Source organism: Streptomyces sp. NPDC060064, assembly GCF_042736455.1.
GTDB lineage: Bacteria > Actinomycetota > Actinomycetes > Streptomycetales > Streptomycetaceae > Streptomyces.
The window spans coordinates 166,630-178,613 of record NZ_JBHWWF010000011.1 but is presented as its reverse complement, the minus strand read 5'-3'; the positions used below and the strand labels follow the sequence as shown (position 1 = coordinate 178,613).

Here is an 11,984-nt window from a genome sequence, read left to right as displayed (position 1 = left end):
AGCCCTCACCGGGCTCCTTGTCCTATTTTGACACGAGGGTGGGTGATGGGCGCAAGGGGCCAGTAAGTGCCGTCCGTCACGCTTGATACAAAGGCCCGGAACGGGACCTACGTCCTGGACCGATGAGCTCAGTGGTCCCCAGAACGCTCAATTTGCGGACTGAAGGTCCCTGACGGCCCGCCAGCGCTCCACAAGACGCGCGTACGCCTCGCCCGCTCCTTCGGTGTCCCCGGCCCGCAGTGCCGCGATCCCCTCGGCCACATCCGCCGCCGAGCGGTCCTCGGCGAGCTGCGGTCCGGGAAGAGCGTGCACCAGGCCGCCGTAGTCCAGCTCGACCAGGGAGCGCGGATGGAATTCCTCCAGCCACCGCCCCACATCTACCAGGCCTTCGGACAGCTGTCCCTCGTCGATCGTCTCTCTCAGCGTCTTCAGCGCGCGGGCCACCCGCCGCCGGGCCTGCACCATCGGCGTCCGGTAACGCAGCACCGGCGCGGCGGGCCCGGCGGGCTCGTACTCGCGCTCCTCGTCCGAGAAGAGCGCGAACCAGCGCACCGGGATCTGCCAGACCGACGTCCTGATCCACGGCCGCGCGTCCGGGTTGCGCTCGCGCCACTGCTCGTAGTCCGCGGCGGCCTGCCCGCGCACCACCGGCGGCAGCACCGCGTCGAGGAGAGGCGCCGGCAGCTGCTCCGCCAGCTCCTCCAGAGCCAGCCAGCCGCGCAGCCGGGTCCGCCACGGGCAGACGCACACCACCCCGTCCACCTCCGTCACAAAGGCGTCGGCGCTCTCGTGGACCGGCACCGGGACCGGCGGGGTGGGCAGCAAGTCAGCCAGCGAGCGCCGCAGTTCGTCCTGGGCGGTGGGGGTGGCCTCCCGGCGGGCGTAGCGGGCCCAGTGGCTCCGCTCGGGCTCGGGAAAGGCCGCCAGCGGCTCGTACACCCGCAGGTAGGCCGCGTAGGGAACGAGGACCGAGGACAGCGCTGGCATGCCGCGAATCCTTCCACGCCGGTACTCCGCCAGGGGGTGATCCTCAGCACTGCGTCGGATCTACGCACGCGTAGGACTTACCCTCGTCCCCAACTGGGCCTTCCCCACCCACAGGAGGGCCTTCCTCCGCCGCTTCGTACCTGGGAGTCACCACCGTGACCGATCTGACCGACGGCGTCCTGCACACCCTGTTCCAATCGGATCAGGGCGGCCACGAGCAAGTCGTGCTGTGCCAGGACCGCGCCTCCGGGCTGAAGGCCGTCATCGCCATCCACTCGACCGCTCTGGGCCCGGCCCTGGGCGGCACCCGTTTCTACCCGTACGCCACCGAGGCAGAGGCCGTCGCGGACGCGCTGAACCTCTCCCGCGGGATGTCGTACAAGAACGCCATGGCCGGGCTCGACCACGGCGGCGGCAAGGCCGTGATCATCGGTGACCCCGAGACGATCAAGACCGAGGAACTGCTGCTCGCCTACGGCCGGTTCGTGGACTCTCTCGGCGGCCGTTATGTGACCGCCTGCGACGTCGGCACGTACGTCGCCGACATGGACGTCGTGGCCCGGGAGACCCGGTGGGCCACCGGCCGCTCCCCCGAGAACGGCGGCGCGGGCGACTCGTCCGTGCTGACCGCGTACGGCGTCTTCCAGGGCATGCGGGCCTCGGCCCAGCATCTGTGGGGCGACCCGACGCTGCGCGGCCGCAAGGTCGGCATCGCGGGCGTCGGCAAGGTCGGTCACCACCTGGTCGAGCATCTGCTGTCGGACGGCGCCGAGGTCGTGATCACGGATGTACGGGAGGAGTCCGTACGCCGGATCCTCGACAAGCACCCGGGCAAGGTCACCGCAGTCACCGACACGGACGCCCTGATCCGCACCGAGGGCCTGGACGTCTACGCGCCGTGCGCGCTCGGCGGCGCGCTGAACGACGACTCCGTGCCCGCGCTCACCGCGCACGTGGTCTGCGGCGCCGCCAACAACCAGCTCGCGCACCCGGGCGTGGAGAAGGACCTCGCGGACCGCGGGATCCTCTACGCCCCCGACTACGTCGTGAACGCCGGCGGCGTGATCCAGGTCGCCGACGAGCTGCACGGCTTCGACTTCGACCGGTGCAAGGCGAAGGCGTCGAAGATCTTCGACACCACGCTGGCCATATTCGCACGCGCGAAGGAAGACGGTATTCCGCCGGCCGCGGCGGCCGACCGGATCGCCGAGCAGCGCATGGCGGAGGCCCGCGGGCGCTGATCCTCGCGGGGCCGGCCCGCCGACCTGGGAGACAAGACTCACCCCGGTCGGCGGGTCGACTGCCAAGAAGAGGTTAAAATCGCAGTTGACCAGCGAGGACGGGGCTCCTCGAGGGTCCTGTGAAGTGGCACGTCATGCGGGCGGCGTACCGTATGGCCGCGGAAGCAGGTACCGTTGAAGTCCTACGGACCGGTCTCTCCATGGAGAGTCCGTTCCGAATTATGAACGCGTGTCAAGACTCTGGGGCCGTCGAGCCCCGTCACCGAGGGGGTCGAGCCATGGGGCGCGGCCGGGCCAAGGCCAAGCAGACGAAGGTCGCCCGCCAGCTGAAGTACAACAGCGGCGGGACTGACCTGTCGCGTCTGGCCAATGAGCTGGGCGCATCGCCTTCGAGTCAACCACCGAACGCTGAGCCGTTCGAGGACGACGACGAGGAAGATGACCCGTACGCACAGTACGCGGATCTGTACAACGACGACGATGACGAGGACGACGAGTCCGGTCCGTCGTCACAGCGCCGCGGCGCTTGACGTACGTACACCTCAAAAAGCGTTGTTACGTGACCCGGTCCGAGGCCCACGCCCCGGACCGGGTTTCGCGCTGCCCTTGTGGGCTCAGCCTGCGTAGTCACCCGTGAGCGTCGCGCCAGTGGTGTGCTCGCCGCGCTCGGTGATCTCTCCCGCGACCCAGGCGTCGACGCCGCGGTCCGCGAGCGTGGTCAGCGCCACGTCCACCGATTCCTCGGGGACGACGGCGATCATGCCGACGCCCATGTTGAGGGTCTTCTCCAGCTCGAGCCGCTCGACCTGACCGGCCTTGCCGACGAGGTCGAAGACCGCGCCCGGGGTCCAGGTCGAACGGTCGACGACCGCGTGCAGGCTGTCCGGGATGACCCGTGCCAGGTTGTTGGCAAGACCGCCGCCGGTGATGTGGCTGAAAGCGTGCACCTCGGTGGTCCGGGTGAGCGCCAGGCAGTCCAGCGAGTAGATCTTGGTGGGCTCGAGGAGCTCCTCGCCCAGGGTCCGCCCGAATTCCTCGACCTGCTGGTCCAGGGACATCTTGGCGCGGTCGAAGACGACATGGCGGACCAGCGAGTACCCGTTGGAGTGAAGGCCGGAGGACGCCATGGCGATCACCGCGTCACCCGTACGGATACGATCCGCGCCCAGCAGCCGGTCGGCCTCCACCACGCCCGTACCGGCGCCTGCGACGTCGAAGTCGTCCTCGCCCAGCAGTCCGGGGTGCTCGGCGGTCTCGCCGCCGACCAGCGCGCAGCCGGCCAGCACACAGCCTTCGGCGATGCCCTTGACGATGGCGGCGACACGCTCGGGGTGGACCTTGCCCACGCAGATGTAGTCGGTCATGAAGAGCGGCTCGGCGCCGCAGACGACCAGGTCGTCGACGACCATGCCGACGAGGTCGTGGCCGATCGAGTCGTACACGCCCATCTTGCGGGCGAGATCGACCTTCGTGCCGACGCCGTCGGTGGCCGAGGCGAGCAGCGGACGCTCGTAGCGCTTGAGGGCGGAGGCGTCGAAGAGGCCGGCGAAACCGCCGAGGCCGCCGAGGACCTCGGGGCGCTGCGTCTTCTTCACCCACTCCTTCATCAGCTCGACGGCGCGGTCGCCGGCTTCGATGTCGACGCCCGCGGCTGCGTAGCTGGCACCGGCGCCCGCGTGCGGAGCACGCTCAAAAGACTCAGCTGTCATGACGGAGAGAACTTTCGTGTCGTACTGCAGGACTTACGGGCGACGGAGCGCGTCGGCGGCATCGGCGCCGCCCGCCAGCTCCGTCTCCAGAAGCTGCTTGCCGAGCAGCTCGGGGTCGGGAAGGTCCATCGGGTACTCGCCGTCGAAGCAGGCGCGGCAGAGATTCGGCTTGGCGATGGTGGTGGCCTCGATCATCCCGTCGAGGGAGATGTACGAGAGCGAGTCCGCGCCCAGCGAGGTGCCGATCTCTTCGATCGTCATGCCGTTGGCGATGAGCTCGGCGCGGGTCGCGAAGTCGATGCCGAAGAAGCAGGGCCACTTCACCGGCGGGGACGAGATCCGGATGTGGACCTCGGCGGCGCCGGCCTCGCGGAGCATCTTCACGAGCGCACGCTGGGTGTTGCCGCGGACGATCGAGTCGTCGACGACCACCAGGCGCTTGCCGCGGATGACTTCCTTGAGCGGGTTCAGCTTGAGGCGGATGCCCAGCTGGCGGATGGTCTGGGACGGCTGGATGAAGGTGCGGCCGACGTAGGCGTTCTTCACCAGACCGGAGCCGTACGGGATTCCGCTGGCCTCGGCGTAGCCGATCGCGGCGGGAGTGCCGGACTCCGGCGTCGCTATGACCAGATCCGCTTCGACCGGGGCTTCCTTGGCGAGCCTGCGACCCATCTCCACACGGGAGAGATAGACATTCCGGCCGGCGATGTCGGTGTCGGGGCGGGCCAGATACACGTACTCGAAGACACAGCCCTTGGGCTTCGCGTCTGCGAATCGGGAGGTGCGGAGGCCGTTCTCGTCGATGGCGATGAGCTCGCCCGGCTCGATCTCGCGGACATAGCTGGCGCCGCAGATGTCGAGGGCGGCGGACTCGCTCGCGACGACCCAGCCGCGGTCGAGGCGGCCGAGGACGAGCGGGCGGATGCCCTGCGGGTCGCGGGCCGCGTACAGGGTGCCCTCGTCCATGAAGACGAGCGAGAAGGCGCCCCTGACCTCGGGGAGCACCTTGGCGGCGGCCGCCTCTATGGTCAGCGGCTTGCCGTCGTCGTCGACCTGGCCCGCGAGGAGCGCGGTGACCAGATCGGTGTCATTGGTCGCGGCGACCTGGGTGGCCCGGCCGTTCTCCTTGGGGAGCTCGGCGACCATCTCGGCGAGCTGGGCGGTATTGACCAGGTTTCCGTTGTGGCCGAGCGCGATCGAGCCGTGGGCGGTCGCCCGGAAGGTCGGCTGCGCGTTCTCCCACACGGAGGCGCCCGTGGTCGAGTAGCGGGCGTGACCGACCGCGATATGACCCTGGAGGGAGCCGAGGGAAGTTTCGTCGAAGACCTGAGAGACCAGGCCCATGTCCTTGAATACGAGGATCTGTGAGCCGTTGCTCACCGCGATTCCCGCGGATTCCTGGCCTCGATGTTGGAGGGCGTAGAGCCCGAAGTAAGTGAGCTTCGCGACCTCTTCGCCCGGGGCCCAGACACCGAAGACGCCGCAAGCGTCCTGGGGGCCCTTCTCACCGGGGAGCAGGTCGTGGTTGAGTCGTCCGTCACCACGTGGCACGGCACCGAGTGTAGGCGAGATCGACCACTGGTCCGAATTGGGGATGCGGAACGGGCTCGCTCGGGGGTGGTCCGGGGCGGTCCTGACGGGCGCACGGGGGCTTGGCGGGTGTCCATTCGGGTGTCCGCATTTCGAGACGATCGTTGGCAGGTACACGAGGGTTCGGGGAAAGCTCCTCGCTCATGCAGCCTCTTGGTGACCGGACGGTCACGCTGGTGGAGCGCAGACGCGTTGACCTGGTCCGTGTCGCGAGCGCGATCTGTCGCTGCGTGTAGTTCCTCGCTGACTCCGGTTCGGGGGTCCTTTCGATTCCGGTTCCGGGGTCCGGAACGAGTGCGGTCTGCTCACAGGGCGGCCGGTCCGCCCCGCGTTGCGCATTTCACACTGCCGCTCCCTCTCTGGAGCGTGGCCAGTCATGTCTGGAGACACCGTGACCTCGTACGACCACAGGGAGCTGCGGGCGGCCCGGGAGCGGACGGACGCCGGGCTGCTTCCGTACCCCGGCTGATCACTTCTGCGCGGCGGTGGCGGCCAGTCCCTTGCCGTTCGGCGCGGTGAGGGACAGGCCGCGGTGCTGCAGTTTGTACGTCACCGTCCCGTCGAGAACCTTGAGCAGTTCGCGCTCCACGTTCATCTCCGGGCCCGGGCACTGCTTCCGGGTGGTGGCGAGACGGCCGAAGGTGATGTTGGCGCCGGTGATCTTCGCGGTGCTGTGGAAGGTGTTGCAGCCGAGGCTGCCCTGTACGGAACCGTCCTTGCCGAAGGTCAGATACGCCTTCTTGTCCGTGCCGGCCGGCAGGGACGACGCGGTCCCGTCGGAGAGGAGTGAGTTCACCCACCACTTGGTGCCCACCAGCGCGGCCGGACGCTCGGAGGTGAGGGCGATGGAGTCGCCCTTCTCGGTGGTCAGCGTGAGCTTCCCGTCGGCGATCTTCGCCTTGAGCTTGCCGGAGAAGGCGGCCCGCAGCTCGTCCTCGAAGCCCTGGATGTCCTTGGCGCAGGCCATCTCGGTCATCTCGGCCGGGCTCACGGTGACCGTGTCGCCGTCGACCTTGACGTCCGCACCGAAGTGGTTGCAGCCGTAGTTGCCCTGGGCCCGGCCCTTGTCCGTGATCTCGACATGCGCGCCGGCCGGCGCCGCGGACCTCTTACCGCCGACGGTCACGCTGTCGACGGACCAGTGGACACCGGTGAGGGGCAGATCGGTCTTCACCGAGCCGCCTCCGTCGCCGGAGCCGGATCCCGGCTCCGTGCCGCAGGCGGCAAGGGCGAGGAGGGCCAGGACGGTGACAGGAATGCTCAGCTGGTTGCGCATACCGTTGGGACGGGGGAGGTGTGGCTCTGGTTCCCCCGCCGGGTTCCGGCGCTGCGCTCAGCCGAGGATCGGCAGCAGCGCCGAGAGGTCGGCGCGCTCGCCGCTCGCGCTGACCTTCGCCGCGTCGAGCGCCTCGGCCCATCCCGTACGCCCCGTGGCGAGCCGGATCCAGGTCAGCGGGTCGGTCTCGACGACATTGGGCGGGGTGCCGCGCGTGTGCCGCGGGCCTTCGACGCACTGCACAACGGCGAACGGCGGCACGCGCACCTCGGTGGATGCACCGGGGGCCTTCACCGCGAGGGCGTCGGCGAGGAGCCGGGTGCAGGCGGCGAGCGCCTGTCGGTCGTACGGGATGCCGAGGCCCGTCGCGTCGTTCAAGTCGTCTGTGTGGACGATGAGTTCGACGGTGCGGGTGACGAGGAAGTCGCCGAGGCGCATCGCGCCGACGCGGGTGGCGAGCAGCCGGCCGTCGGACGCGGCGGGCAGCAACTCGGCCAGCCGGGCGGCAGTTCGCACATAGAGCTCTTCGGGCTCACCGCTCGCCGCAATCTCCTTGGTGTCGTCGGAGACCTTCCCGGCGAAGGCGACGGTCGCGAACGGCCAGTCCAGCAGATCGAGTTCCTGCCTGGCGGGCTCGCGCTGCTCGAGACTCCGGCCGACCGCACCGACGACCATGGCGATGTGCCCGGCCAGATCGCGCACCGTCCAGTCGCCGAGCCGGGTGGGAAGGGCGAGCTGCTCGGGCGTGAGTGAGCCCACCGCCTGCCGTACGTTCTCGAACTGGGCGAGGACGGCGGCGCGGATCTTGACGGGGTCGTAGCTGCGGGTGCGCTTCTTGGCCGGTGGCATGAGACCGACATTAAGGGGTGGGTACGACAGCGGGCGGGCGTTCACTCCCTGACGAAGTCCGCGGGCTCGGGGAACTTCACGTCCGTGCAGCCGCGGCGGGCGGCGACGTCGTCGACGTACACACCAAGCAGCCCGCTGAGGCGTCCTTGAACGACCCTGTCGCCGGTGGCTTCCGCGGTCCGGAAACATCCGCGGGGGGGCTCGGGGAACGCGATGTGCGAGCCGGATCGTCCGGCCGGCGCGATATGGGCGACGAGTTCATGGACTTCCCGCTCCCCCGTACGACCGCACGGCCGACGAAGCTGTCAGGCAGGCGCGTCCGGCTTCGCGGCGGTGAACGGTTCGCCGTTCACCGGAACGCCGATACCGCGCCGACGTCGGAACGGAATTCCACGCGCCGTATCCACGACCTCGGGGCCACGACTGAACCCCTGCCCGAGGCGGACCCGGACAGGGGCTCAAATCAATCGGTGACGCGTCAGACCAGCAGACCGGGGATGGTCTCCTCGTGTGCCGTACGGAGCTCGCTCAGCGCGATGCTGAACTCGCCCTGGACCTCCACGTCCTCGCCGTCCACAACACCGATACGGGTCACGGGCAGACCCCGCGCCCCGCACATGTCGTTGAAGCGGAGCTCCTCGCTGCGCGGCACGGCCACGACCGCACGGCCCGCCGACTCGCTGAACAGCAAGGTGAAGGCGTCGAGCCCGTCCGGGACGATCAGCCGCGCGCCCGTACCGCCGCGCAGGCACGACTCGACGACGGCCTGGATCAGACCGCCGTCCGACAGGTCGTGCGCCGCGTCGATCATGCCGTCGCGGGAGGCCGAGATCAGGATGTCGCCGAGCAGCTTCTCGCGGTCCAGGTCCACGGCCGGCGGCAGCCCGCCGAGGTGGTCGTGGACGACCTGGGACCAGGCCGAGCCGCCGAACTCCTCACGCGTGTCGCCCAGCAGGTAGAGGAGCTGGCCCTCTTCCTTGAAGGCGATCGGCGTACGGCGGTTCACGTCGTCGATCACGCCGAGCACCGCGACCACGGGCGTCGGGTGGATGGCCACGTCGCCGGTCTGGTTGTAGAGCGAGACATTGCCGCCGGTCACCGGAGTGCCGAGCTGCAGGCAGCCGTCCGCGAGGCCACGCGTGGCCTCGGCGAACTGCCACATGACGGCCGGGTCCTCGGGCGAACCGAAGTTCAGGCAGTCCGAGATGGCGAGCGGCTTGGCGCCGGAGGCGGCGACATTTCGGTATGCCTCGGCCAGCGCCAGCTGCGCGCCCGTGTACGGGTCGAGCTTCGCGTACCGGCCATTGCCGTCGGTCGCCATGGCCACGCCCAGGTTCGACTCCGCGTCGATCCGGATCATGCCCGCGTCCTCGGGCTGGGCCAGCACGGTGTTGCCCTGCACGAAACGGTCGTACTGGTCGGTGATCCAGGACTTCGAGGCCTGGTTCGGCGATGCGACCAGCTTCAGCACCTGCTCGCGCAGCTCCTCGGACGTCGCCGGCCGGGGAAGCTTGTTCGCGTCGTCGGCCTGGAGCGCGTCCTGCCACTCCGGACGGGCGTACGGACGGTGGTACGTCGGGCCCTCATGGGCCACCGAACGCGGCGGTACGTCCACGATCTGCTCGCCGTGCCAGAAGATCTCGAGCCGCTCGCCCTCGGTCACCTCACCGATGACGGTGGCGATGACGTCCCACTTCTCGCAGATCTCGAGGAAGCGCTCGACCTTCTCCGGCTCCACGATCGCGCACATGCGCTCCTGCGACTCGCTCATGAGGATCTCCTCGGGCGAGAGGGTCGCATCACGCAGCGGCACGGTGTCGAGCTCGACCCGCATACCGCCGGAGCCGGCGCTCGCCAGCTCGCTCGTCGCGCAGGACAGTCCGGCGCCGCCGAGGTCCTGGATGCCCGCGACCAGCTTCTCCTTGAAGATCTCGAGCGTGCACTCGATGAGGAGCTTCTCCTGGAAGGGGTCGCCGACCTGGACGGCGGGACGCTTGGCCGGGCCGGTCGACTCGAAGGTCTCGGAGGCCAGCACGGAGACGCCGCCGATGCCGTCGCCGCCGGTACGGGCGCCGTACAGGATGACCCTGTTGCCGGGGCCGGAGGCCTTCGCGAGGTGGATGTCCTCGTGCTTCATCACACCGATACAGCCGGCGTTGACCAGCGGGTTGCCCTGGTAGCACTCGTCGAAGACGACCTCGCCGCCGATGTTCGGCAGTCCGAGGCAGTTGCCGTAGCCGCCGATGCCCGCGACGACACCGGGCAGCACCCGCTTGGTGTCGGGGTGGTCTGCCGCGCCGAAGCGCAGCGGGTCGACGACCGCGACCGGACGGGCGCCCATGGCGAGGATGTCGCGGACGATGCCGCCGACGCCGGTGGCCGCGCCCTGGTAGGGCTCGATGTAGCTCGGGTGGTTGTGCGACTCGACCTTGAAGGTGACGGCGTAACCCTGGCCGACGTCGACGACACCCGCGTTCTCGCCGATGCCGACGAGCATGGCGTCGTTCTCGGGAACCTTCTCGCCGAACTGCTTCAGGTGGACCTTGCTGCTCTTGTACGAGCAGTGCTCGGACCACATGACGGAGTACATGGCGAGTTCGGCGCCGGTCGGGCGGCGCTCGAGGATTTCGCGGATGCGCGCGTACTCGTCCTGCTTGAGGCCGAGTTCCTTCCAGGGCTGCTCGACGTCGGGCGTCTCGGTGGCGTGCTTGACGGTGTCGAGAGTCATACGGAGACCAGCTTCTTCAGGATCGAGGTGAAGAATCCGAGGCCGTCGGTACGGCCCGTACCGATCAGCGGCTCGACGGCGTGCTCGGGGTGCGGCATCAGACCGACGACATTGCCCGCGGCGTTGGTGATGCCGGCGATGTCACGGAGCGAGCCGTTCGGATTGAAGTCGAGATAACGGAAGGCGACCCGGCCCTCGGCCTCGAGCTCGTCGAGCGTGCGCTCGTCGGCGACGTACCGCCCGTCCATGTTCTTGAGCGGGATCTGGATCTCCTGACCGGCGGTGTAGTCCGCCGTCCAGGCCGTCCCGCTCGTCTCCACCCGCAGCTTCTGCTCGCGGCAGATGAAGTGGAGGTGATTGTTCTGGAGCATCGCGCCCGGCAGCAGATGCGACTCGGTGAGGATCTGGAAGCCGTTGCAGATACCGAGGACCGGCAGACCGGCCTTGGCCTGCTCGATGATCGTCTCCATCACCGGCGAGAAGCGGGCGATGGCTCCGGCCCGCAGATAGTCGCCGTAGGAGAAGCCTCCGGCCAGGACCACGGCGTCGACCTGCTTGAGGTCCTTGTCGCGATGCCAGAGCGAGACGGGTTCGGCGCCCGCGAGACGGACGGCGCGAAGACTGTCCTTGTCGTCGAGCGTGCCGGGGAATGTGACGACGCCGATACGAGCGGTCACGACTCCACCTTTACGACGAAGTCCTCGATGACAGTGTTGGCGAGGAACGTTTCGGCCATCTCGTGGATGCGGGCGAGGGCGGCGTCATCGACCGGCCCCTCCACCTCCAGCTCGAAGCGCTTTCCCTGACGTACGTCCGCGATCCCGTCGAATCCAAGGCGGGGCAGTGCGCGCTGCACCGCTTGGCCCTGGGGGTCGAGGATCTCGGGCTTGAGCATGACGTCGACTACGACGCGTGCCACGGGCACTCCCGGTGGTGTGTTGCGAGGGCGGTTCCCTCAGCGTACCCGCCCGAAAAATCTACGCGAGTAGATATCTCGAGAACGCCGGGGGAAAATCCAGAGAAAAATCCCGCTCCCCATTGCCGTCGGACACGCGCATGTAATTGGCTGGGCTTCACAATGCGCCGCCTACCGCTGTACAAAGGAATACAGAGGAAAGCAGCATTGCCCCTCACCAGCCGGAAAGCCGGTATCACCGCATGCCAGAACCGGCGATACCGCAGGAAAGGACCGATATCCGTGGCTCAGCGAGTAGTGGTCACGCTCTCCGACGACATGGACGGCGGAGAAGCGGCGGAAACGGTCGCGTTCGCCCTGGACGGGAAGTCGTACGAGATCGACCTCAATCCCTCCAATGCAAAGAAACTGCGCAAGGCCCTGGCCCCGTACATGGCGGCCGGCCGAAAGCAGACATACACCGGGAAGCGCGACAAGTCCCGCATCTCCTACCGGCACACCTCGCTCGCGCCCGCGCCGGCGGCCGTGCGGGCCTGGGCACAGTCCAACAAGATGGACGTGCCCGCTCGCGGCCGGATCCCCAAGAGGGTCTACGAGGCCTTCCGCGAGGCCAGTTGAGGGGGCTCGCGGATCCGAGTTGCACTGCACCCCTGCAGTTCGGCTAGAGTCTGGAGCACGCCGAGGGGCG

Annotated in this window: 12 protein-coding genes; 4 read left to right on the top strand and 8 right to left on the bottom strand. The window is 68.7% G+C overall.

Annotated elements, in window-relative coordinates; all coding sequences use genetic code 11:
- Positions 1-147: 147 nt before the first annotated feature.
- Positions 148-987, bottom strand: coding sequence for a hypothetical protein (locus tag ACFWDI_RS15935; RefSeq protein ID WP_385304365.1), 840 nt, complete (start codon positions 985-987; stop codon positions 148-150).
- Between the two features lie 155 nt (positions 988-1,142).
- On the opposite strand from ACFWDI_RS15935, the gene ACFWDI_RS15930 reads away from it, so the two are divergent.
- Both ACFWDI_RS15930 and ACFWDI_RS15925 read left to right on the top strand, forming a co-directional pair.
- Positions 1,143-2,228: a Glu/Leu/Phe/Val dehydrogenase dimerization domain-containing protein gene (locus ACFWDI_RS15930; protein WP_327324607.1), complete on the top strand. Its 1,086-nt coding sequence runs from the start codon at positions 1,143-1,145 to the stop codon at positions 2,226-2,228.
- A 278-nt stretch (positions 2,229-2,506) separates the two neighbouring features.
- Entirely contained in the window at positions 2,507-2,758 is a 252-nt protein-coding gene (locus ACFWDI_RS15925) for a DUF3073 domain-containing protein (RefSeq protein WP_307662491.1), read from the top strand.
- A gap of 84 nt (positions 2,759-2,842) precedes the next feature.
- Here ACFWDI_RS15925 and purM read toward each other — a convergent pair whose 3' ends face one another.
- Together purM and purF are read right to left on the bottom strand one after the other, a co-directional pair.
- Entirely contained in the window at positions 2,843-3,937 is a 1,095-nt protein-coding gene (gene purM, locus ACFWDI_RS15920; RefSeq protein ID WP_327324608.1) for a phosphoribosylformylglycinamidine cyclo-ligase, read from the bottom strand.
- A 33-nt stretch (positions 3,938-3,970) separates the two neighbouring features.
- The gene (gene purF, locus ACFWDI_RS15915) at positions 3,971-5,488 is read right to left on the bottom strand and encodes an amidophosphoribosyltransferase (protein WP_327324609.1); all 1,518 of its coding nucleotides are present in this window, start codon (positions 5,486-5,488) and stop codon (positions 3,971-3,973) included.
- A 182-nt stretch (positions 5,489-5,670) separates the two neighbouring features.
- Here purF and ACFWDI_RS15910 point away from each other — a divergent pair, with 182 nt between their 5' ends.
- Positions 5,671-5,763, top strand: coding sequence for a putative leader peptide (locus ACFWDI_RS15910; protein WP_385304363.1), 93 nt, complete (start codon positions 5,671-5,673; stop codon positions 5,761-5,763).
- 233 nt (positions 5,764-5,996) lie between these two features.
- Here ACFWDI_RS15910 and ACFWDI_RS15905 read toward each other — a convergent pair whose 3' ends face one another.
- The 5 genes from ACFWDI_RS15905 to purS all read right to left on the bottom strand — a co-directional run bounded on the left by ACFWDI_RS15905 (position 5,997) and on the right by purS (position 11,299).
- Positions 5,997-6,803, bottom strand: coding sequence for an META domain-containing protein (locus tag ACFWDI_RS15905; RefSeq protein WP_385304361.1), 807 nt, complete (start codon positions 6,801-6,803; stop codon positions 5,997-5,999).
- Between the two features lie 57 nt (positions 6,804-6,860).
- Positions 6,861-7,652, bottom strand: a complete 792-nt coding sequence (locus tag ACFWDI_RS15900; protein ID WP_385304359.1) for a sterol carrier family protein — start codon at positions 7,650-7,652, stop codon at positions 6,861-6,863.
- Positions 7,653-8,130: 478 nt separating this feature from the next.
- Entirely contained in the window at positions 8,131-10,380 is a 2,250-nt protein-coding gene (gene purL, locus ACFWDI_RS15895) for a phosphoribosylformylglycinamidine synthase subunit PurL (protein WP_385304356.1), read from the bottom strand.
- Positions 10,377-11,057 (bottom strand): phosphoribosylformylglycinamidine synthase subunit PurQ, encoded by a 681-nt coding sequence (gene purQ, locus ACFWDI_RS15890; protein WP_327324614.1) that lies wholly within the window; start codon positions 11,055-11,057, stop codon positions 10,377-10,379. Before purQ ends, purL begins: the two co-directional genes overlap by 4 nt.
- Complete coding sequence (gene purS, locus ACFWDI_RS15885) at positions 11,054-11,299, bottom strand: phosphoribosylformylglycinamidine synthase subunit PurS (protein ID WP_215092426.1); 246 nt, start codon at positions 11,297-11,299, stop codon at positions 11,054-11,056. The genes purQ and purS overlap by 4 nt, the downstream gene beginning before the upstream one ends.
- A 279-nt stretch (positions 11,300-11,578) precedes the next feature.
- On the opposite strand from purS, the gene ACFWDI_RS15880 reads away from it, so the two are divergent.
- On the top strand, positions 11,579-11,914 hold the full coding sequence (locus ACFWDI_RS15880; protein ID WP_385304354.1) for an Lsr2 family protein: 336 nt from the start codon (positions 11,579-11,581) through the stop codon (positions 11,912-11,914).
- The last annotated feature ends 70 nt before the right edge of the window (positions 11,915-11,984 follow it).